Below are 24,374 nucleotides of genomic sequence, written 5' to 3'. Positions count from 1 at the left end.
CTGTGACATAAAATTATTTTGTTACAAAGTGACCAATTTACAGGTATTTTCTACTAGTAAACAACTAAAAGGAGTATTTTCCCATACTAAAGAAGAAATTTTTAGTGAATTTAATGAATTGACTAATCTGGTTTTTAAGCAAAAAATATTACATTCAACTATATTTGCTAAATACTTACAATCAATTAATGCAGAGTATATCATATCTTAAATCGACCCATGAAGAATAATCCTAAAACTTTAACCGCCTGGACAATGTACGACTGGGCAAATTCTGTACACTCTCTGACCATTACCTCCGCTATTTTCCCGATTTATTATCCTATTGCAGCAGTAATGTTGCCATCAAAAAGCAGAACCTTAGATTTTTTTGGATTTCAACTCGAAAACACCGTTTTATATTCATACGCAGTTTCAGTGGGTTTTTTATTACTAGCATTTTCTGTTCCCTTAGTATCGGCCATCTCTGATTATACAGGCAACAAAAAAGCGTTCATGCGTTTATATTGCTACCTTGGTGCTATTAGCTGTATGTTCATGTATTTTTTTGTGGAAGGGAGCTATTATTTAGGCACTTTTGCTTTCTTATTTTCAATCGTGGGTTGGGGGGGAAGTATCGTTTTTTATAATTCTTATCTACCCGAAATCGCTACGGAAGACCAATACGATAGGCTTTCAGCCAGAGGTTTTACCATGGGATACATCGGTAGTGTGATATTATTAATTCAAAACCTTACGATGGTGCTAAAACCTGAATGGTATGGTGGCATTACTGGGGGAGAGGCTTCAAGAATTTCATTCCTGACTGTAGGTATTTGGTGGATAGTATTCGCTCAATATTCTTTTCATTATTTACCCGATAACACTACTGCTCAAAAACATGGAGGCAACTGGATTTTTAATGGGTTTAAGGAATTAAAAAAGGTATTTCATGAATTAGAGAATTTGAAAAATACTAAACGTTTTCTAAGTTCCTTCTTCTTTTATAATATGGGGGCACAGACTGTCATGTATCTTGGAGCACTGTTTGGTAGTGAAGAGCTAAAATTGCCTTCTGATGCATTGATTGTAACGGTACTATTGATACAACTTGTTGCTATTGTAGGTGCATATCTTTTTGCGAAGATTTCTGGCAACATTGGTAATACTAAATCGCTATCTATCATCGTGGTTTGTTGGGTAGTTATTTGTATTGCTGCCTATTTTGTTACTACCCGTAATCAGTTTTATATTTTGGCAACGGGTATCGGGTTTGTAATGGGCGGAATACAGTCGCTTTCACGCTCTACTTATGCAAAACTAATTCCAGAAGGAACGACAGACACTGCTTCATACTTTAGCTTTTATGATGTTTGCGACCGACTTTCAACAGTAATCGGTACGTTTATGTTTGGCTTGGTCAATCAGCTAACAGGTAGTATGCGTATGAGTGTACTTTTCCTCACAGTTTTCTTTATCATTGGTTTAGTGATTTTATCAAGAGTGCCTTCGCAGAAGGTTTATCGATAGCTATAAGCTATGAGTCTTTAACTATAATATATAAGTTCTAAACTCAAGATTAAAAACTCATAGCTCATAGCTCATAGCTCACAGCTTAGAGCTATCGCTAAAAATGTCATCTCCCCGACAGTTTTGGACAAATAATAGTTAAATATAGATTAGCTCGTAAACTATATGCTTCCTTTTTTCGTAATTAAAGTAAATACATTAAAACATAGAATAAGGAAATGAAAATCATTATCATAACATTAATTACTTGCATGTCAATATTAACGAATTGTACCGCACAGGAAGAGTCTTCAGGAGTTACTCACCACAAATTTACTGTAGTGAAAACGGATGCTGAATGGATGAAAATCTTAACGCCAGAGCAATTTAAAGTAACCAGAAGAAAAAGTACTGAGTTAGCATGTTCGGGAGCATATTGGAAAAACCATGAAAAAGGAATTTACAAGTGTGTATGTTGTAAACTTCCTCTTTTCGACTCACAAACAAAATTTGAATCTGGAACGGGTTGGCCATCATTCTATAAAGCTATCCATAAAGATGCGATTTTGGAAGTAGCCGATAATAGTTTTGGCATGGAAAGAGTAGAAATATTATGTAGTCGTTGTGGAGCACATCTAGGACACCTTTTTGAAGATGGCCCTAAACCAACAGGTTTACGTTATTGCTTGAACTCTGTCGCATTAGATTTTGAGAAAGATGAGAAAGTGAGTAAGAATTAGCTTTGAGCTTTCAGTTGTGAGCTTTGAGCTTTTTTATATGAAACGAGGATAGTCTGATAAATCAAACTATCCTCGTTTTGTTTTATTATGCCATACAACATCATCAAACAATCTTTTCCAAAAACACACTTAAACTTTCTTCATGGGGAACTTGTAATTTCTTGCGGATTTTCAACCTAGCCGTTTCAACACCTCGGGCTGAAATATTCAAAAGGGGCGAAATTTGTTTATTACTGAAATCCATTTTTACAAAGGCACAAAGCCTAAGTTCTCGCTGAGATAATTCTGGATAAATACTTTTTAGTTTTTTAAAGAAATCATGGTTTACCTTTTCAAAATTAACATCGAAAATTTCTATAAAATCACTTCCTATTTTCTCCGAGTTTAACTTTTTGTAAATATCCAATAACTTTTTCTTCGATTCATCACTTTTTAGTAAAGTCTTAAGTTCTTGTAAATCTGTTTTTATATCTTGAAAAACCTCCGTTTTTTGGCTCAACATTAATGTATAATTGGCTAGTTCTTTGCTCTTAATAATAATGTCTCTATCCAACTCTTCCGTATACTTATCAATTTGCGCTTTATCTTCTTTTAGTTTTAGCTGTTCAAGCTCTAGTTCTATTAATTTTTTAGATTTTTCTATTTCGTTTCTAGTTTTAAGGTGCTCTATTTCAAGCCTTTTCTTAATAAGCGAATAGGCATATCTTAATGCAAAAATGACTAAAAAAACATACACTAAATAGGCTAAAGTAGTTTGATACCACTTTGGTTTTATCGTAAAAATCATTTTCGCCTCGGTTGCCTCAACACCGAGGAGGTTTCGTGCTTTCAAGGTAAACACATAAGTGCCAGGACTCAAATTGGTGTATTCTTTGAATGAATTGGTCGTCCAGTTAGACCAATTTTTATCGGTAGGGTTCAATTTATAACTATATTGAACACCAATATTGGAGATTAATTGTGGTACAGCAAATTCAATTCTTACGATTTCAGCACCATTAGGAATATCTATTTCATTATTGGTATGATTGATTGGTAATTCATGTTCTGTTTGATCTATCAAATAACACATTCTACTAATCTGAGTAAGGGGCTGTTTTTGCTGCTTCGGAATTTTTGTATCATATAAAAAAAGTCCATTGTGTGTACCAACAAATACTTTGTCATTATCAACAGGCAGTACTACCTCCATGCCTTTATTAAATGTTCCTTTCAAATTAAGAAAAGTATTTTTTTCAAACACTGGATTTTTTTCTGTAAAATAGCCTAACTCATCATCCTCAATAGCCCATGTTTTGTCTTTAGATTTGAATATTTTTCGGGTATTTTTTTGTGGGTTTAAAATTGTATTTAAAGTAGGATGGAGTACAAACGAATTCGTATTTTCATTAAATTGATAAATACCAGTATTGGTTGTAAAAATGGCTCTTCCTTCATAATTATGGACATTGATATTAAAAGGAGAAATAAATCCATTGGTATTGGTATAGTTTTCAACGGATTCTACACGCTGATAATCGTTATCTATTCTGATTCTGAACACCCCTTTATACCCATGACAAACCCAATAAGTATTGGGGCTGGTATCTGGCGAAATATCACGGGTAGATTCATTAAATCCTTCAATTTTACTATTAATAGACCATTCCTTACCGCTCTTTTTTACCAAATAGACCCCATTATAATTTGACCCTAAATACCAATTAGGTTTATTGGCAATGGGCGTTATTTTCCAAAAACCAGATGGCGTAGAAATTTTTTTATAGGTATTATCCGTGATTTTTAAAATACCAATATTATGCGAAGCGATGATGTCGTCACCAAAACTTTGGATAGTCCATGTTTGTCCTTTTAATTGATTGATGGCTTTAAAATCATAATTATTACTCATAATATTTTCTGGAATAGTCGAGTAAAATATGCCTTGATTGGTCGCTAAATAGATTTTCTTGTTTTTAATCAGGATATCATAAATGGAGGCTTTGTCAAAAATATTCTGATAGGATGAATTGTAGATTAAAAAATTTAAGCCGTTATTTTTTAATACCCAAATGTCACCTTTTGACGTAACAAAGAGATTGATAATAGGGTTATTTTTGATAATATTCTGAAATTCAGTATTGTATGACAAAGTATTGCTTTTATAGTCGTACCACAACAATTTTGACCCTAGCGTACCTATTAAATACAAATCATCACTTTTCCGAATCCCACAGTTGAGTTGGTCATTATCGTTTACTGAAAATATCTCTTTAATAACTGCTATCTTTTTGGTTTGTGTATTCCCTAAAAAAATCTTTCCACTACGTGTCATTATCAATATTTCATCGGGCACTTTTGTAGGTAAAATGGCTGTAGTAACCTCGTCTTTAAAATAGCTTGCAGGGAAAACAGGTTCTAACTTCTTACTTGAAAGATTTAGCGACAAAAATCCCTTTTCATAGTCTTGAATGAAATAGTTATTTTCTATTTGGCTACCATACACAAATGTTTTTGGCGCACGGATGATAGTTGCTACATTTTTATTAATAACAATCAGTTCGTTGTATGACATCAAAATAATGTAATCTCCTATGCTATTAGCTCTCCATATATTTTCAAAATTGCGGTTAGATAATTTCAATTGATTGACCATAGAATGAAAGACATATTTTCCATAGACGTCTTTTTTTAAGGTGCCAAAGTCGTTATAACCTCCCGCATAAATTTCTCCGCTTTTTGTTTTTACTAGACTATAGATAGATGAATTGTTAGGTAAAAATATCTTTTTCCAATTGTTCCCATCATAACTGACAGCTCCTTCATAATTACCAAAAAACATGGTGCCATCATTGGCCTCGCATCCGATGCTAAAGTGCGAATCACTTTTGAAATCACTTTTTACAAAACTTAAAATAGCAGGTTGGGCATTGACAGAATTATCTTGATTTACTTCTTGCTTAGCTTGTGCAAAAAGTAAATTACTACTAACAATTTGAAGATATAATATTATTAAACTCCTAATAAGGGAGGAAATGTTTTTCATGGTTTTCTACTGATAAATTAAAGCAATCATCTAAGTAGCTACAAAGATACAATTTTATATGCAAATATTTATATTAATTGTATGGATTAAAGTGTTGAAAACTAGATAGATGTAAATATTAAAGTAGTGGTAACGTAGTGATTTTTAAAATCAAACGTAATTGAAGTGTATGCGTTTTTTTTAGTTATGCCTATGCTCGTCTTTAATATTGCTCTCGGTTTTTGAATAGCCCAAGCGTTAGCACGTATTAATTCGCTCTGTCGGGTTTGTTCAAAACAGGTATTTTATTCCAAATTTTTAATCTTAAAAAGTTTATGAAATTTAAAAACTACTTATGTTTATTATTGCTGAGTATGTGTACTCTTTCTGTCTTTGGGCAGTCGACAGAGATACGAGGAAAAGTAATTGATGCTAATTCAAATGTACCTATATCAGGGGTTTCCATCAAGGTAAAGAACTCTACAAAAGGTACAACTACCAATGCAACAGGAGAATACCAAATCAACGCAACGCCCAATGATATTTTAATTTTTAGCTTTATTGGGTACAAGCCTCTTGAAAAAGCAGTGGGTAATACTACTTTGGTGAATGTGAAATTAGAAGAAGACATCAAAGATTTGAATGAGGTGGTTGTGATTGGTTATGGTACACAAAAGAAAAGTGTTGTGACAGGTGCCATTTCTAGCGTAAAAGCGAAAGACCTTGAAAATGTTCCAAGCGGACGTATCGAAACAGCTCTTCAAGGACGTGTATCTGGAGTAACGATTGCTGCCAATGCTGGTCAGCCAGGTTCTGCTTCTACGGTGCGTGTGCGTGGACTTACTACTTTTGATACTTACGGAGGAAACAACCCTCTTTGGGTAATCGATGGTGTAATTATCGATAATGGCGGTATTGGTTTTATCAACCAGTCAGACATTGAATCAATTGAAGTATTGAAAGATGCTGCTTCATTGGCAATTTATGGTGCTAGAGCAGCCTCAGGTGTAATCTTGGTATCAACAAAGAGAGGAAAGTCGGGTAAATTGAGCGTGAATTATACAGGTTTTGTAGGTTCTTCAGAGCCAGCTAAGCAGTTGAAATTATTGAATGCTTCGGAATATGGACTGATTATGAATGAAAAGTCTGTTGCTGCTGGTGGAAGTGTACTTTTCCCTAATCCCTCATCATTAGGAACAGGAACAGATTGGCAAGCGGCTATTTTTAACAACAGCGCTAAGCGTTCAAACCATGAGTTGAGTATTAGCGGAGGAAATGACGTATCAAGCTTTTTCCTTTCAGCAGGCACTCAAAGCCAAGAAGGGATTGTGTTAAAAGACATTTCTTCATACAGAAGAGATAACATTCGTCTGAATTCAAACCATAAGCTATCTAAATATATTTCAATAGGTCAAACTTTGGCATACTCTCACCAAAAAACGGTTGGTTTAGGTAATACCAACAGTGAATTTGGGGGGCCTTTGAGTTCGGCAATCAATTTAGACCCTATCACTCCTTTAGTTGTAACAGACCCAACAGCGGCAGCTTCAACAATTTATACGACGAACCCAGTATTGAGAGACAGCGAAGGAAGACCTTACGGAATATCTTCAATTGTAGGTCAGGAAATGACAAACCCAATTGCTTATCAGCAAGTAAGACTAGGCAATTTTGATTCGTCTGATGATTTTGTCGGAAATGCTTTTCTTGAAGTTACGCCAGTTTCAAACTTGAAATTTAAAAGTACGATTGGTGCAAAACTTTCTTATTGGGGAGGCGACTTTTTTACACCAAAATACTATTTAAGTGCTACTTCGGGTGCAATAAAGAATACTTTTAGCCGAGGAACGAATAATGGCTTAGGCTGGAATGTTGAAAATACAGTGATGTATAATAAAAAAGTTAGCAGTCATAACATCGGTGTATTGTTAGGTCAAGGGCTTTATATTGATAATATTACTACAGGGACAAGCATTACTTATTCTGATTTGCCAGTGAATACTTATCCTGATGCTTCATTTAACTTTTCATTGCCAGCAGCCCAAAGAACGGGTAGTGCGTATACAGGAACCGAACACCGTGTAACATCTTTATTTGGTCGTTTGACATATGATTTCAACGAAAAATATTTGTTCACAGGTATTATTCGTAGAGACGGTTCATCAAGATTTGGAGGTAATAACAAATACGGTATATTCCCATCATTCTCTGCTGGTTGGGTAGTTTCAAACGAAAATTTCTGGAAAGAAGATGGTATCGTTAAAACGTTGAAAATCAGAAGTGGATATGGTGTAACGGGTAATGATGCCATTCTAAACTTTGGTTATTTATCTACTATTGTTGGTGGTAGAAACTATACTTATGGAACAGGCGGAGTGGATATTATCACAGGCTTTAGCCCAAGTGCTCCTTCAAACCCAGATTTGAAATGGGAAGAAACAGCACAAACTAACATTGGTATCGATGCTACGTTATTGAATAACCTTACGTTGACATTAGAGGTTTACCGCAAAAAGACTTCTGGAATTTTGCAAACCATTACTTTACCAGGTTATGTAGGTGCAACAAGTAGCCCTGTGGGTAACGTGGCTGATATGGAAAACAAAGGTATTGAACTTGAACTTGGTTATAGAAAACGCTTTGGTGATTTCAATTTTGCTGCCAATGGTAATGTTTCTTACTTGAAAAATGAAGTTACTTTCTTAGGAAATGGTATTTCATTTATTACGTCGGGTGCTGCTGGTTTTCAATCAATGGGGTCGATTACCCGTACACAAGTTGGTCAACCATATAATTCATTTTTCGGATTCCAAACGGCTGGCATATTCCAGAACGCTGCTGAAGTGAGCGCCTACAAAAATGCAGAAGGTAACGTAATTCAGCCTAATGCTAAACCAGGTGATTTCAGATGGGTTGATACGGATGGAAACGGAACGATTAATGATGATGATAAGAAATTTCTTGGAAGTGGATTACCTAAATATACCATCGGCTTAACTGTCAATATGGATTATAAAGGCTTTGATTGTATGATTTTTGCGCAAGCTTCAGGCGGAAATAAAGTTTTCCAAGGACTTCGTCGCTTAGATATTCTTAATGCTAATTACCAAACACAAGTTTTAAACCGCTGGACAGGAGAGGGGACATCTAATAGCTACCCAAGATTAACCAATAATGACACAAACGGAAACTTTGGAAAGCCTTCTGATTTCTATTTAGAAGATGGTGATTTCGTAAGATTCAAAATTATTCAATTGGGTTATACCCTTCCTAGTAGCATTACTAATAAAATTGGAGCACAAAAATTAAGATTGTTCTTAACAGCAGAAAACCTCCTGACAATTACAAAATATACTGGTTATGATCCAGAAATTGGAGGCAATGTTTTTGGTATCGACAGAGGGTATTATCCTCAGGCTCGCTCAATCCAGTTTGGTCTTAATTTAAAATTTTAATGTAAAAATTATCAAAGATGAAAAGTAATAAATTCAAATATTCTCTTATCGCAATAGCAACATCTGTACTTGCTTCTTGTAGCTCAAGCTATCTAGAAGTACTTCCGAAAGGGAGTAGCTTAGAAGCAAGTTATTATACCAATCAATCTGAAGCATTTGCAGGATTGGTGGCAGTGTATGATGTCATGAGAAAAAACTCTGGTGGTTTTGAAAACATGATTACCATGCTGAATGCTGGTTCAGATGACCACGTAGCAGGGGGTGGTAGTGCTACAGACGGACTAGGTTTACAGACTTTCTCAAACTATACGCTTAGCCCAACGACTATCCCAGCTAGTTTTTGGAGCGACTATTATCAAGGCGTTTTTAGAGCCAACTTTTTGCTATCAAAATTACCTACTATCCCAATGGATGCGTCGTTAAAGGCACGATACGTAGGTGAAGCACAAGCATTAAGAGCCTTGTATTATTTCAATTTGGTGAGAATGTTTAAAAATATTCCACTTATTACTACGCCGCTTCCTTCATCAGAAATCTACAATGTTGTTCAGGCTGACCGTGCTGCCGTTTATACGCAAATTGAAAAAGATTTGAATGATGCCATTGCCGTATTGCCAACTACTGTTCCTGCTGCCGATGCTGGACGATTGACAAAAGGTGCGGCTCAAGCTTTATTGGGAAAAGTATATTTGTACGATAACAAATTGACGGAAGCAGCCGCACAATTAGCTATCGTTAATGGAACACCGGGAGGAACGAATCCTTATGGATACAAATTGCTTAGTAATTTTGCTGATTTGTGGGTTTTTGCGAATAAGTTCAATACTGAATCTATTTTAGAGGTAGCTCACACAAGTGCAAGTAATGCAGGTTGGGGCAATTGGGGTGCTGGTACTGACGAAGGAAATAGCGTAGTACAAATGGTTGGTCCAAGAACCTTGACTCGTCCAGCGGGTTCTACTGCACCAGCGTATTATTCAGGTGGTTGGGCATTCAATCCTATCACACAAGATTTATACGATGCTTTGAAAGATGACCCTAGATTTGCTGCTACTATTTTGGATGCTAAGGCCTTGAAAGCGGCTAAACAAATCAGTTATATCTCTGCTTATCAGGATACTGGCTATTTTATCAATAAGTTTATGCCAAAGCAATCTGACGTTTCTACAGGTTTAGGGAATGTTGAATTGAACTTTAGACAAAATTCATATATTATCAGACTTGCAGATAGCTATTTGATGGAAGCAGAGGCTTTAGGCGGAACAGGTGCAAGAGCTCAAGCATTATTAGATGCTGTTCGCGCAAGAGTTGGATTGGCTTCTATTCCAGTTTCGTTAAATGCTATTGCTAACGAACGTCGCTTAGAACTTGCTTGCGAAGGACACCGTTGGTTTGATTTAGTAAGAACTGGCAAAGCCGCTACTGTTTTAGCGAGCAGAGGTTTCAAGGCTGGTAAAAACGAAGTATTTCCAATTCCTTTCAAAGAATTAGAAAATACTAAAATCAAACAAAATCCTAATTACTAATAATTTCCAAGGTTAATGTTTATTAACCAACTATTATCACTGCCAAGTCGATTCGTTTTACAGAATCGATTTGGCAGTATATCTCTTCACTTGTCTTGTCTCAGACAATTATCCCAGAAATATGCGCGCTGTTTTTCAATCTGTTATTTTATTCATGATTTGGGCATGCAATGGCAAATCGCTCAATCCTACTATTACGCCCCAACAACCTGTGATTACTACGCCAGTAACACAAAATAATCCAGTACTGAGTTATTGGCTTACTACCTCTGACCAATCTGTTTTGTTACAAAAACAAGACGATGTACAATTCTTAAAAAGTGTTAGTACTAATCCAACCATCGAGGTGGATACTACGCAGGAGTTCCAGAGTATTGATGGATTTGGCTTTACCTTAACAGGCGGAAGTGCGAAATTAATCAGCCTTTTAAATGCCGCTGATAGAAATAATTTATTAAACGAATTGTTTGGCAAGGATGCTAAATCAATCGGCATTAGTTATTTAAGAATAAGCGTTGGTGCTTCTGACTTAGACGAAAAAGTATTTAGCTATAACGATTTAGCAACTGGCGAGAAAGATGAAAGCCTTGCTAAGTTCAGCTTGGCACCTGATAAAGAATATCTTATCCCTATCTTAAAAGAGATTATCAAAATTAATCCTTCTATTAAAATTATGGGAAGTCCATGGTCGGCACCAGTTTGGATGAAGACCAACGGGAAATCAATCGGAGGGAATTTATCACCAGAGTATTACCAAGTTTATGCAAAATATTTAGCGAAATATATTGTGGAAATGAAGAAGGAAGGCATAACGATTGATGCCTTAACGCTTCAAAACGAACCTCAGCATGGAGGTAATAATCCGAGTATGGTAATGAGTTCTTCAGACCAAGCTAATTTTGTAAAGAATAATTTAGGTCCGCTTTTCCGTACTGAAAACATTAAAACTAAAATTGTGGTTTGGGACCATAATTGTGATAATCCAGATTACCCAATAAATGTCTTAAACGATATTGATGCTAATCAATACATCGATGGTTCGGCATTTCACCTCTATGCAGGAGACATCAGTGCGCTTTCAAAAGTACAGACACTTCATCCCAATAAAAACCTGTATTTTACTGAGCAATGGACATCATCAAAAGGAGCTTTCGCAGGAGACTTACAATGGCATATTAAAAATGTAATTATTGGTTCAGTAAAAAACTGGAGTAAGGTTGCCTTGGAATGGAATTTGGCGAATGATGCTAGTTTTCAGCCACATACGCCTGGGGGATGCACGGAATGCAAAGGTGCATTAACGATTGCTGGCTCAAGCATTACCCGTAATGTGAGTTATTATATCGTAGGTCACGCTTCAAAATTTGTACCTACTGGTTCAAAAAGAATCCAGAGTACTACTAACAGTAATTTACCCAATGCGGCTTTTATGACACCTACTGGCAAGAAAGTCGTGATTATTGAAAATGACAAAACAGTAGCTGTTGATATTAATGTTAAACAATCAGACAAACTAGCTACGGTTTCTTTACCTGCTGGTGCTGTTGCAACCATTGTTTGGTAAGATTATGCAAAGAGTAATCAAACCTATTGGTTTTTAAACGAAGACAATAAATGAGGAAAATATTAATAATCGCGTTTTTTCAATTAATAAGTTTTTATACTTTTTCTCAAAAGTATTTGTCTGAAATACAGGCATTTGAGAAAAAAGATTCGATTGATATGCCTCCAATGGGCAAAATCGTTTTAGCGGGAAGTTCAACGTTTCGCCTTTGGACTACCTACAAAGAAGATTTAAAAGAGTTCCCTGTAATTAATAGGGGCTTTGGTGGGTCACAGATGAGCGATTTAAACTTTTTCTTGGAGAGAATCGTGACCAAATACAAACCGAAAATAGTGTTGGTTTACGAAGGAGATAATGATTTGAGTGCAGGCGAAAGTCCAGATGCTATTTTCAGGGAATTTACAGCGTTTGTCCAGAAAGTAAAAACACAATTGCCTAATACTAAAATCGGTTTTTGTTCTGCTCGCCCTAGTTTGGCAAGAACGCATCTGTTAGACAAACAGAAAGCTTTGAATGAAGCAGTAAAGCAATTTTGTAAGAAGAACAAAAATGTTTATTTCTTAGATATTCAAAAAGCATTTTATTTGCCCAATGGCGAACTGATGACCGATATTTTTGTAGCAGACAAACTGCACATGAATGCAAAAGGATATGAAATTTGGGCGGAGGAAACCCGAAAGTTTTTGCGAAAGCAGTATAAGTAGAGTGGTATTTGAGGCTTTCTATTAGCCGTTGACTTAAGTCAACGGCTAATAGAAAGCCTTTGAAATTATTTTCTTAAAAAAAGTTAATTCTCTCTAACATTCCTTTTCAACACATATTTAAAAGCCGTACCGCTTAAAATATAACCAGACGTAGTAGCTGTTGAAAATACTTTATAGTTTACATTCATCAGTCCGCTAGCGCCTAAGTCTTGGGCTTGTGCCACCATTCTAGCTAAGATTGCTTCTTTTTCTTGTTGATCATTTCCTCTTTTCAGCATTCTTCCTTTGTACTCCTGATTGGCTGTCAATGGAAATTCCTCCGAAATGGTCAATTTCTCCATTTCTTCAAAGTTTTCTTTAGGCTTTTCATCACCCTGCAATACGTCAATAGCATATTTGTCAGGAATTTTGAAGCCTAAACCTGTATGTTGGTCATAACCACCACTTTGGTAGTTGGGACTATAGTAAGAAGTAGGCTGAAAGGTTTTGGTTGGCTGACAATTAGTCAATAAAAATGTCAAACAAACAAAACCTAGCGTTAACTTAGTCCACTTAGATACTTTCTGAATCATAAATTAATACCTTTTCCCAAAGATGTTTACAATCATCTATAAACTTTAGATGGAGGGGATGTACTTGATATTCGTCGTGTCCTGCTTCATCATCGAAAACCGTTAATTCGCAAAAATCATAACTACGGTCAATTACTGGACGGTCTGTAGCAGCAGGAGGACCTACACTAAACGTTTTAATACTTTCGATATTGCCAAGAGACTTTACGCCCTCTACGAATTTTTGACGGTCAGCTTCTGACAAGTCTTTCTTTAACCAAAAATTTACTACGTGAACAAACATAAGTGATTTTAATTTTGAGTAAAAATAAGATTTAGTAACCCTAAAAGTGAATAAATTATAAATTATCTTTTTCTAAAATAACAGTCATTCTTTCTCCTAGCTCATCAGATGCCTTCATTAATGGCAAACGAACATCTGAGCCACTGATTCCTTTCAATTCAAGGATTTTCTTAACACCCACGGGATTACCTTCTTCATATAAAAGAGGGTCAATCGCTAAGAAATGCCCTAACAGCTTACGAGCAGTCGCGAAATCACCATCCAAAGCAGCATGAATCATCGTAGTGAATTGAGCAGGAATAGCATTCGCAATTACTGACATAACGCCTACGCCTCCGCAAGCAATAATAGGTACAGCCTGCACATCGTCGCCAGAGATTAATAAAAAGTCTTCAGGCTTGTCTTTATAAATTTCCATGCATTGTTCGATGATACAAGATGCCTCTTTCACACCGATAATGTTTGGATGTTCTGCTAATTTCAACGTAGTAGTAGCAGACATATTGATGCCCGAACGCCCAGGAATATTATACATAATCACTGGTACTGGCGAGGCATCAGCAATAGCCGAATAATGAGCAATCACTCCACGAGCCCCTGGTTTATTATAATATGGACATACCGAAAGGATAGCATCTATACCAGTAAAGTCTGTAGCTTGAATCGCCTTGATTACCTCTGGCGTATTGTTTCCACCAAGCCCATACACGATTGGCAAATTCTTTGTATTATGTTCCTTGATAAATTCTAATATTGCTATCTTCTCTTTTGTGCTTGTTGTAGCAGACTCTCCTGTGGTTCCTTGCACTACCAAGTAATCTACACCACCGTCGCTTACGTGTTGTACTAATCTTTTTAACCCTTCATAATCAATACTTCCATCTTCAAACATTGGGGTTACTAAAGCTGGAGCTACGCCGTGGAATTTTGGTCTCATTTTTGGATTTTTTACGATTATACAATCGTCTATATTTAAAAAAATTATTGGTCTGTCTGGTAATTTGAAAATTTGAAAGTGTGATAATTTGAAAATGAGGACAATTTATTAATAGTCAATTAATAAAAAAGCTAATAAAAAAATCTCATAGCTTATCGCTCACATCTCATTGCTCATCGCTCAAATCTAATAGCTTACTGCTTTCCTTCCAGCATACTTAAAAACTCATCTTCCGAAATAATTTGAACACCCAATTTCTGGGCTTTCTGCAATTTTGAAGGACCAGCTTCTGAACCAGCTACCAGAAAATTCAATTTTCCAGAAACACCGCTCAATACTTTTCCACCATTTGCTTCAATTTTTATCTTCAAATCATCCCGCTCAAAATGTTGAAAAGTTCCCGAAATTACAAAAGTTTTTCCTTCTAAACTGTTCCCTTCCACAACAATTTCGGTAGTTTCATGGATAAATTGTAAACCTGCGGCTTGTAAACGCGCAATATACCGCTGATTATCCTCGTCTTGGAAGAATGCTACCACACTTTGGGCGATTCTGTCGCCAATCTCAGGAACTTGCAAAAGCTCTTCATAACTAGCCTTAGCAATAGCGTCTATGTTATTAAAATACACTGCCAACTTTTCCGCCACTGTCGCACCCACAAAGCGGATGCCGATACCAAATAATACTTGTTTAAAAGGAATTTCCTTTGATTTTTCAACACCCGAAAGAATATTATTAATAGATTTTTCCTTGAAACCATCTAAATTGGCTAAATCTTCTTTCGTTAAATCATATAAATCGGCTGGACTTTTGATGATGCCTTTCTGATAAAACAAATCGATAGATTCAGTTCCTAAGTTTTCAATATTCAAGGCCTTCCGTTGAATAAAATGCTCTATCTTCCCTTTAATTTGCGGAGGGCAACCTTTTTCATTCGGGCAATAATGATTAGCCTCTCCGTCTTTTCTCACTAACGGCGTACCGCATTCTGGGCAAGTAGTAGGAAACTGTACTTTCTCAAAATCCAAAGCTCTTTTACTAACATCAACACCTGTAATTTTAGGAATAATTTCTCCGCCTTTTTCTACAAAGAGGGTATCGCTAATGTGTAAATCTAGTCGCTCTATTTCATTTGCATTATGAATACTCGCACGTTTTACCACTGTCCCTGCCAATAATACAGGCTTTAAATTAGCAACTGGCGTAACATTTCCAGTTCTACCAACCTGATAACTTACGGATTCTAACGTTGTCGAAGCCGACTCTGATTTGTATTTATAAGCAATTGCCCATCTTGGAGATTTAGCCGTGTAGCCTAATATTTCTCGTTGAGCAAAAGAGTTTATTTTAATAACAATCCCATCTGTATTGAGTGGTAAATCAAAGCGTGCTTTATCCCAACGTTCTATAAAGGCAAACACTTCTTGAATATTACTGCATTTTTTCCATGTAGGTGAAACATTGAATCCTGCACTTGTCATCCAATGCAGACTTTCTTCATGGCTTTTAAAAACTTCGTCATACGCCAAAAATTGATAGAGATAGCAATCCATTTTTCTTTTGGCTACTACTGAAGAATCTTGCATTTTAAACGTCCCAGAGGCCGCATTTCTTGGGTTCGCTAAAAGGGCTTCGCCAATATCCTCTCGTTCTTTGTTCAACGATTCAAAAGATGTTAAAGGCATAAAACCTTCGCCTCGTACCTCAAAAACAGCAGGCATATTTTCAGCCTTTACGCTAAGGGGTAAAGTCCGAAGGGTTTTGATATTTGAAGTAATATCGTCGCCTCTTACACCGTCTCCACGAGTAACACCTCTCACTAATTTGCCATTTTCATACCAAACAGAAAGCGCCACGCCATCAAATTTCAATTCACAAATATATTCATAAGGCTCGTTGTCGAGACCTTTTTTTACTCTTTCATCAAAATCAATCAGTTCTCCCTCATTATAGGTATTGCCCAATGAAAGCATCGGGAAACGGTGAGTTACTGCTTCAAATTCTTTAGAAATAGCTCCACCCACACGGTGAGTAGGAGAGTCGTTACGAACAAAATCAGGAAACGCTTTTTCTAAAGACTGTAATTTTTCAAGAAGTTTATCAAATTCAAAATCAGATACTTCTGAATCGGCAGTGACGTAATATCGATAGTTCAGTTCATTCAACCTGTCTGTCAATTGGTTGATTTCTTCCTGTGGGTTCATTCAAATAAGCTTTTAAAAATTTATCGAATTTACCGCCAAAATATAAGTTATTTTAAATTTTCGAACTAAAATTATCTTTTTTGTTCATCAATGTTTCCAAGGCTTTTTGCTTTTGTCTTTGTGTCTGAGTAGAATAAGTGGTAATTTTGCCATGAAGATTTCAAGAAATTAATAAATTTACTCTTCTGATGACAAATACTTCTAAATCGTTTACTATTGTTCAACTATTTATTCTTATTAGTATTCTTTCGACTGCATTAGTTTTACGAGTAATAAATCTTGATAAACACGGAATTTTTTTTGATGAAAAAGCCTCGCTATTAGTAAGTCAGGGAATAGCGATAGAAGGAAGCACACAAAAAAACTGTTTTGCAACACCCGGAAAAACCACTTTTACGCCCAAAGAATTTTGGGTAGAAAAAACCATACAAGATTACTTTGAAGCCAACAGACGAAGTGATATTGGCAATAGCCCTGCCTATTATGTCGTGTTGCATCAGTGGACAAAGCTTTTTGGATTGAGCGATTTCTCAATTCGCTTTCTTTCGGTAGTGTGGGGACTAGCCACCATATTATTATTAGCTTTTTTTGTAAAGGAGCATTTTAAGCAAACTGCCTTAGCATTGATTTGTGCCGCTTTGATGGCAATAGAACCCTTTTTTATTGCTACCAGTCAGCAAGCACGAAACTACTCAATGAGTTTTTTCTTTACTTTATTGGCTACACACATTTTCTTGAAGATTATTCAACGGGAAGAAAAAGGAGTAAGCCCTGTTAAGTTATACCTGTTTTATGGTTTACTATCAGGCATTTGTTTATTATCTCATTTCCTCACGGCTACTGTTTTTATAGCGCATGGATTGTATGTGTTAATCTATGTTAGGAGACTAAAGCCATGGCTTTTCTTGCCCTTGAGTTTATTAATTGGCTTTGCCCTTTTTGGTTATTGGATTACCTACGGCGGAGGCGATTACACGTTTAGAACACTCGCCTATCAGGCGAAAGTATATTATCAAGAAGCCAGATTAGTGCCTAATCCACATGCAGGAACGATTGACCCTGCTACGCCCAAGAACGTATTTAAGAAAGCATTACCCATTTTTACAGATTTGTTCATTATTAGCAATGGTTTGACGAGCAAACTTGTGGGTTTCAAAAATATATTGATAGCTATTCTGATTGCTGGCTTTTCGATATTTTCAATCAGAAAATTCACCTTGAGTGGAGACAAAAAATGGTTATGGTTTGTTATTATTGCAAACATCGTTTCGTTTTTTGTGTATACCATTGCAAAGTTTCAATATTTAGAACTCATCAATTGTATTATAATAGCATACCTGTTCTTTTATAATTTGAATAATAAAACAGAAGGATATTCTAAGCAACTATTGGTGTTTTTAGCAATTTTGGGCTTTTTCCCAAGCATCTTTTTAGTGCTTGTTTCATTTAAGAATGGACATACTTTTGGACTAACCCAGCGTTATTCGGGTTTCTCGTTTCCTTATACCATTATATTTGTAGGCATAGCACTTTCACAAGTAAAATGGCGTTTAAAGCCCTTGAATATTTTTATTGGCGTAGTGCTGTTATCACATTTATTTTTTGTGGGTCAAACCATCAAAGATTTACTGAACGATGTATCTATTAAATATAATTATAGAGTAGTAGCCAGAGATAAAAATCCTTATCCTGTGATAGCAAAATCGTTAGAAGAACGTTATCAAACAGGAGATACCATTTTTTATCCCTCTTTTATCGAAACAGTGTATGTGGCTGATACCATTGGAAAAGTAGAAGGACAGTCTAACGCTGATGCTCAATATGTGAATATGTATTTGCCAAAAGAGGCGGAATACATCCAAAAAATTAATACTAAAGAACGAAATAAAATAATCTTAAAGAAAAAAGACGGACGTTTGATTGAAATTTTTGATTTAAAAGAAAAAACGTACCGCTATTAATGCATGAATAATATTTTAATTGCCCCTTCGTTGCTTGCAGCAGACTTTGCAAATCTCCAGAGAGATATTGAAATGATAAATGCCTCTGAGGCTGATTGGTTTCACGTTGATGTAATGGACGGACACTTTGTGCCGAACATTTCTTTTGGAATGCCCGTTATCGAAGCCATTAATCGCCATGCTACCAAGCCACTGGACGTACATTTGATGATTGAAAAACCAGAGCGTTATCTGGCTGAATTCAAACGATTAGGTGCTGCAAATATCACTGTTCATTATGAAGCCTGTACTCATTTGCATCGTACTATTCAGCAAATCAAAGATTTAGGATGCTTGGCTGGTGTCGTATTGAACCCTGCGACCCCAATATCAGTATTAGAAGAAATCTTGCCAGACTGCGAAATGGTACTGTTGATGTCGGTAAATCCTGGTTATGGTGGTCAAAAATTTATTGAAGCTACCTACGATAAAGTACGTAAACTTCGTAGAATGATTGAAGAAAAAGGCTTAAAAACTATCATTGAAATTGACGGAGGTGTAAATCAAGAAACGGGACAAAAATTGGTAGCGGCAGGAGCCGATGCGCTAGTGGCAGGTAGCTATGTTTTTGGTGCGCAAGACCCACTGCAAACGATAGCTAATCTTAAAAAAATCAAATAATAGGTTGGTTTAAAGTGGAAATTTTAGAAAGAGTAATAATAAAAAACAATTTTCGTTTAAATTTATCAGTTAAAATCATAATCGCTTTATTAAACCATTGATAATGAGAATATTCTTTTTGTTATTATTCTTTCTCATTTCCTTTATTGCTACTGCCCAAAAAACCTTTTGGGCTAGTAAAGTAGTTGCTTTTTCTTCTGAGTATTCAGATGCAAAAACTACTAAAGAGAATCGTGCTATACAAGCTTTAGGAAAGCCAAGCAAATTGCCTCAAGTAGGCATTTCTGCCTGTGCTTGGCAACCTCTCACGCAAAATAATACCCAAGAAGAGTTCCTGATTGTAAGTTTTGATACCCTTATGCCCATTCAGCAAGTGGCTATAGCTGAGAATTATGGACAGGGAAGTATTATTCGTGTGGAAGCTTTTGATGAGTTTGATATCCTAAAAACTTTATGGACTAATAGAAGCTCACCAACTAATGAAATTGGTAAAATGCTGAATTTGGTACTGTCAAAACCTACTCCTTATAAAGTCAGAAGCATTAAAGTAGTGCTGAATACTACCCGCACAAAAGGGTGGACTCAAATAGATGCGATTGGTATTTCACAAGCAACTACCCCCATTAGGGCAGTGGTGAATGTGGCTAAAAATTTACCCGCAGCCGTTCTCAAAGAAAATCTGGGCAGTAATATCAATTCAGCTTATCGTGAAATTGCCCCTGTGATTTCGCCCGATGGCAAAACACTTTATTATACCCGATGGGAACATCCCGAAAACCTAGGGAAAGATAAAAACCAAGACATTTGGTATTCAGAACTACAGAACGATAGAAAATGGAGTATGGCTCGTCCGATGGCTGCTCCAATCAATAATACCGAGCACAATGCTATTTGTGCCATTTCGCCTGATGGAAAAACCATTCTATTGAATAATGTTTACTTAAAGGATGGTTCAATGTTGAAAGGTGTATCAATGTCTACCAAAAATGATAGAGGTTGGGATTTCCCAAAGGCCTTGGCTATTAAAAACTTTAATAATAAATCTGATTACGCTGAATATAGCTTTTCGCCCAATGGTAGGGTCTTGATTCTAACAGGACAATTCAAAGAAACCAATGGAGGGAAAGACATCTATTTGTCGTTTCAACAACCAGATGGCACTTGGTCTGAGCCAGTTAATGCAGGAAAAGTAATTAATACTGCCGAAGACGAAGGCACACCTTTTATTGCTGCCGATGGCAAAACGCTATATTATTCAACAAGAGGATTAAGTGGTTATGGAAGCAGTGATATTTTTGTGACACGCCGTTTGGATGACACTTGGCTGAAATGGTCGGAGCCAGAAAATTTAGGTGCTGGGATTAATACCCCTGAATGGGATGGATATTTTTCCGTTTCTGCCTTAGGAGATTACGCCTATTATAGCTCTCAAGAAAATTCTATTGGCGATGAAGATATTTTTAAATTTAAAGTGCCTGAGTCAATTAAGCCCGAAACCGTTATTCAATTAACGGGTGGCGTGTATAATTTTGCAGATAGAAAACTCATTGATGCGAAGATAAAGGTTCAGTCGTTGACCGATGCAGATACTATTTGTGTTTCTTTCGACCCACAAACGGGCGACTATAAATTGATGTTACCTGCCAAAAAAACGTACTCTATTTCTGCTTCCAAAAAAGGATTTATGCCATTCTCTGAAATATTAGATTTTTCAAAGGAGAATACATTTAAAGAAATAAAAAAGAATATTTTCTTATTACCAATTGAAGCTGGACAAAGAATGACGCTGAATAGTGTATTTTTTGAACAGAGTAAATTCGATATTTTGCCTAACTCATATCCTGAACTTGATAGAATAGTAGTAGTAATGAAAGAAAACCCTACGATGGAAATCATGCTGGAAGGGCATACTGACAACCAAGGTGATTGGAATGCCAACCTAACGTTATCCAAACAAAGGGTAGATGAAGTAAAAAAATACTTGGCTAACAAAGGCGTAGATATGAAACGCATCCAGACACAAGGGTACGGCTCTACTCGTCCAGTAGCAAGTAATAATTCAGAAGAAAAAAGGAAATTTAATAGAAGAGTAGAGTTTATGATTGTTAAGAACTAAGAAATCTCTACACAGTTGAATAAAATCTCTTTTCATTAGTAATTGCTAATGAAAAGAGATTTTATTCTTTACAATGGTTTTAAAAAGCCTTTTTTGCTCAAAAGTGTTTTATATTGCTATATTATTTTAACAAATTGAAATTGTTTTTGTTTTTGGAAGAGAATAAATAAGGTTTTCATGAGAGGTAAAGGTTTGACCATATTTTTGTTTTTATATTCTTTTTCATTCAGTATTAATGCCCAGCAAGTGTTTTGGGCTAGTAAAGTATTGGCGTTTTCATCAGAGAATACTATCCCTTTTCAGCCTTCTGCTAATAAGGCTATTCAAGTATTAGGCAAACCCAATGTTTTGCCACAGTTTGTGGCTAGTGGCTTAGCATGGCAACCTGCCAAAAAACCACAGGTAGGTCAGGAATATATCAAAGTAAGTTTTGATACATTGATGGCCATTCAGCAAATATGTATTGCAAGGAGTTTTGGAGACGCACCCATTTCAAAAATAATTGGCTTTGATTCTTTGATGAAAGAACACTTATTGTATGTACAGAATAGTACGACTGGAGTGCATGAAAAAGGACAGATTTTTGATATTTTTTTGCCTGAGAAAACTTCTTTTAAAGTGCATGCCATCAGTGTATTTGTAGACAGTAAAGACATTAACGACCAACCTCAATTAGATGCCATTGGTATTTCTGAATCTGCTAAGCCCATTCAGGTGAAAATTAACATTGCGGAGGATGCTCCCAAGGAGATAGTGAGGACTAACCTTGGCAAAGGGGTGAATTCAAGACATCAAGAATTTGCTCCTGTGATTTCAAGTGATGGCAAAACCCTCTATTTTACCAGAAACTATGTCAGCTTGTTTGGTAAACCAAAAGATCAAGATGTATATTTTAGTAATATAGATAAAAATGAGAAATGGACAAAAGCACAGAATATAGGCTTGCCGATTAATACAAAAGACAAAAATGCCATTTTGGCTATTTCTACAGATGGCACAGAAATTTTGTTGATGAATAAATACCATGAAAATGGAAAGCTTTCTTCTGGAATATCTCGTTCGTTGAAAACGGCTGAAGGTTGGGCTTTTCCTGAGGAGGTAAAAATAGATAATTTCTACAACCAAAGTCCCAATGCTGAATTTACGGTATCATCCGATGGAAGAATCATGGTGATGTCTATTCAACGAAAGAATACAGTCGGAAAAAGAGATTTGTATGTTTCTTTCAAGAAAATTGATAATACTTGGACTGAACCAAAAAGCTTAGGAAAAAAGATAAACAGCATCGAACATGAAATGACGCCCTTTATTGCCGCAGATACCAAGACCTTGTATTTTTCTACACGTGGCTTACCGGGATATGGCGATAACGATATTTTTAAAAGTAAGCGATTGGATGATACTTGGACAAACTGGACAGAACCCGAAAATCTGGGTGCTGGCGTGAACACCACTTACTGGGATGGGTATTTTACCTTGCCTGCATCAGGCGAATATGCTTATGTATGTTCATTTAATGGGAATAATAAGGAAGATATTTTTAAATTAACCCTACCTAAAACAGTACAGCCAGACCCCGTGGCACTATTCACGGGCAGGGTGTTGACGAGTACCGACAAACAGCCTGTGAGGGCTAGCATTACGATGATTCCAAGGAATAAACTGCTTAAAAAAGAAGAGAAAGTATATGAGCCAGCCAATGGAAACTTCAAATTTGTATTGCCTTTGAATGAAATAATAGATTTTATACCGAATGCAAGGGGCTATTTAGCCATTAATGAAACAATAGATTTGACAAAAGCGAGTTCATACCAAGAAATCAAAAAAGACTTGTATTTATTGCCTTTGGAAGTGGGAAACAAAGGAGTCTTGAATAGCCTCACATTTGAACAAGGAGAGGCAAAACTATTACCTTCGGCCATGAAAGAATTAGATAAAATAGTTCAGGCAATGATAGAGATACCGACCTTAGAAGTGCTATTTGAAGGGCATACCGATAATCAAGGTGACTTTCAATTAAATTTACAATTATCAGAAAGCAGGGTGGCAGAGGTAAAGAAATATATCACTAGCAAGGGAATTTCAGCCAATAGAATTACGACGAAAGGATGGGGGCAAACGCACCCAATTGCTAGTAATGCTACCGAAGAACGGCGTCGTTTAAATAGGAGAGTAGAATTTACGATAACCAAGAAATAATGTATTTCTTTGGGTATGCTTAAAAAACCAGCTATTTTTGTGTAAACTTCGTCTGATTTTTTTTTAGATTAAAGTTTATACAGCTAAATACTCAAAGGGTTCTAATGACAACTATCATCAATAATAGCGTTGAATTATTACAAGACTTCAAGAAAATGCAGGGGAGTCTTAGGCTGAAAATTTTAAAAATGTATTTCAATGCGAATGCTGGTCATATTGGTTGTTCGCTTTCTTGTATAGACTTAATGATTGCGTCATTAATGTCTCATAAAGAAGAAAATGAAACATTTATTCTTTCAAAAGGCCACGCAGCGGCCGCCCTATATGCCTGTTTACATGAAATCGGTGATATTTCAGATGAGAAGCTTGAGAGTTATTATAAAAACGGTACTGATCTCCCAGCACATCCAGCCCCTAATAAAGTAAAAGGAATCCCTTTTGCTACAGGCTCTTTAGGGCATGGTTTCCCCATTGCTACAGGAATAGCGCAAGCGAATAAGATATTAGAAAACAATGACTTTACTTATGTGTTGATGTCGGATGGTGAAACAAACGAAGGCACAACATGGGAAGCAGGACATTATGCTGTGGCCAATCAGTTGGATAATCTAATCGTAATGATTGACAAAAATGGGCTACAGGGTTTTGGTAATACCAATGCTGTCTTAGGTGTTTCGGCGGATGCTGAAAAATGGAAGTCTATAGGTTTTGATGTCATAGATTGCGACGGGCATGATGTTGAAATGCTTTACCAACAGATTGATTATTTAAAGAATCGTAAAAATGGACTTCCAAAAGTGATAATAGCCAATACAGTGAAAGGAAAGGGAGTATCGTATATGGAAAACAAATTGGAATGGCATTATTTACCTATGAATGCTGAGCAATACCAAAGTGCTCAAGAGGAGATTCAAACCAAGTATTTTGATTAGTATCATATTACCCAACTATATACATACAA

At 36.2% G+C, this 24,374-nt stretch carries 16 protein-coding genes; 11 read left to right on the top strand and 5 right to left on the bottom strand.

What is annotated here, in order from left to right; translation table 11 throughout:
* Positions 1–219: 219 nt before the first annotated feature.
* Together AC1RNE_RS03285 and msrB are read left to right on the top strand one after the other, a co-directional pair.
* Complete coding sequence (locus AC1RNE_RS03285; protein WP_492799614.1) at positions 220–1,509, top strand: MFS transporter; 1,290 nt, start codon at positions 220–222, stop codon at positions 1,507–1,509.
* A gap of 251 nt (positions 1,510–1,760) precedes the next feature.
* Entirely contained in the window at positions 1,761–2,228 is a 468-nt protein-coding gene (gene msrB / locus AC1RNE_RS03280; protein ID WP_492799613.1) for a peptide-methionine (R)-S-oxide reductase MsrB, read from the top strand.
* Between the two features lie 103 nt (positions 2,229–2,331).
* On the opposite strand, the gene AC1RNE_RS03275 is transcribed toward msrB, so the two are convergent.
* Positions 2,332–5,253, bottom strand: coding sequence for a triple tyrosine motif-containing protein (locus AC1RNE_RS03275; RefSeq protein ID WP_492799612.1), 2,922 nt, complete (start codon positions 5,251–5,253; stop codon positions 2,332–2,334).
* 314 nt (positions 5,254–5,567) lie between these two features.
* Between AC1RNE_RS03275 and AC1RNE_RS03270 the strand changes: the two genes are divergently transcribed.
* The 4 genes from AC1RNE_RS03270 (at position 5,568) to AC1RNE_RS03255 (ending at position 12,481) form a co-directional block, all read left to right on the top strand.
* Positions 5,568–8,687: a SusC/RagA family TonB-linked outer membrane protein gene (locus AC1RNE_RS03270; RefSeq protein WP_492799611.1), complete on the top strand. Its 3,120-nt coding sequence runs from the start codon at positions 5,568–5,570 to the stop codon at positions 8,685–8,687.
* Between the two features lie 17 nt (positions 8,688–8,704).
* Positions 8,705–10,213, top strand: coding sequence for a RagB/SusD family nutrient uptake outer membrane protein (locus AC1RNE_RS03265; protein WP_492799610.1), 1,509 nt, complete (start codon positions 8,705–8,707; stop codon positions 10,211–10,213).
* 121 nt (positions 10,214–10,334) lie between these two features.
* A complete protein-coding gene (locus AC1RNE_RS03260; protein WP_492799609.1) occupies positions 10,335–11,777 on the top strand; it encodes a glycoside hydrolase family 30 protein in 1,443 nt (480 codons plus the stop codon).
* Between the two features lie 50 nt (positions 11,778–11,827).
* The gene (locus AC1RNE_RS03255; protein WP_492799608.1) at positions 11,828–12,481 is read left to right on the top strand and encodes a GDSL-type esterase/lipase family protein; all 654 of its coding nucleotides are present in this window, start codon (positions 11,828–11,830) and stop codon (positions 12,479–12,481) included.
* A gap of 83 nt (positions 12,482–12,564) precedes the next feature.
* Here AC1RNE_RS03255 and AC1RNE_RS03250 read toward each other — a convergent pair whose 3' ends face one another.
* The 4 genes from AC1RNE_RS03250 to ligA form a co-directional block, all read right to left on the bottom strand.
* A complete protein-coding gene (locus AC1RNE_RS03250) occupies positions 12,565–13,053 on the bottom strand; it encodes a hypothetical protein (RefSeq protein WP_492799607.1) in 489 nt (162 codons plus the stop codon).
* Entirely contained in the window at positions 13,034–13,336 is a 303-nt protein-coding gene (locus AC1RNE_RS03245; RefSeq protein ID WP_492799606.1) for a Dabb family protein, read from the bottom strand. Before AC1RNE_RS03245 ends, AC1RNE_RS03250 begins: the two co-directional genes overlap by 20 nt.
* Before the next feature lie 55 nt (positions 13,337–13,391).
* The gene (gene dapA / locus AC1RNE_RS03240) at positions 13,392–14,273 is read right to left on the bottom strand and encodes a 4-hydroxy-tetrahydrodipicolinate synthase (RefSeq protein ID WP_492799605.1); all 882 of its coding nucleotides are present in this window, start codon (positions 14,271–14,273) and stop codon (positions 13,392–13,394) included.
* 194 nt (positions 14,274–14,467) lie between these two features.
* A complete protein-coding gene (gene ligA, locus AC1RNE_RS03235; protein WP_492799604.1) occupies positions 14,468–16,477 on the bottom strand; it encodes an NAD-dependent DNA ligase LigA in 2,010 nt (669 codons plus the stop codon).
* A gap of 188 nt (positions 16,478–16,665) precedes the next feature.
* On the opposite strand from ligA, the gene AC1RNE_RS03230 reads away from it, so the two are divergent.
* The 5 genes from AC1RNE_RS03230 (at position 16,666) to AC1RNE_RS03210 (ending at position 24,345) form a co-directional block, all read left to right on the top strand.
* Positions 16,666–18,438 carry a glycosyltransferase family 39 protein gene (locus tag AC1RNE_RS03230; protein WP_492799603.1) on the top strand — a complete coding sequence of 591 codons (1,773 nt, stop codon included), beginning with the start codon at positions 16,666–16,668 and terminating at the stop codon, positions 18,436–18,438.
* A gap of 3 nt (positions 18,439–18,441) precedes the next feature.
* Complete coding sequence (rpe, locus tag AC1RNE_RS03225; RefSeq protein ID WP_492799602.1) at positions 18,442–19,098, top strand: ribulose-phosphate 3-epimerase; 657 nt, start codon at positions 18,442–18,444, stop codon at positions 19,096–19,098.
* A gap of 103 nt (positions 19,099–19,201) precedes the next feature.
* Complete coding sequence (locus AC1RNE_RS03220) at positions 19,202–21,214, top strand: OmpA family protein (RefSeq protein ID WP_492799601.1); 2,013 nt, start codon at positions 19,202–19,204, stop codon at positions 21,212–21,214.
* Positions 21,215–21,391: 177 nt separating this feature from the next.
* Positions 21,392–23,413, top strand: a complete 2,022-nt coding sequence (locus AC1RNE_RS03215) for an OmpA family protein (protein ID WP_492799600.1) — start codon at positions 21,392–21,394, stop codon at positions 23,411–23,413.
* A 104-nt stretch (positions 23,414–23,517) separates the two neighbouring features.
* Positions 23,518–24,345, top strand: coding sequence for a transketolase (locus AC1RNE_RS03210; protein WP_492799599.1), 828 nt, complete (start codon positions 23,518–23,520; stop codon positions 24,343–24,345).
* The last annotated feature ends 29 nt before the right edge of the window (positions 24,346–24,374 follow it).

The organism is Arcicella sp. GW822-FHT02H01 (assembly GCF_058802005.1).
The sequence above is the reverse complement of the archived record's forward strand: the minus strand, read 5'-3'. Positions and strand labels throughout refer to the sequence as shown.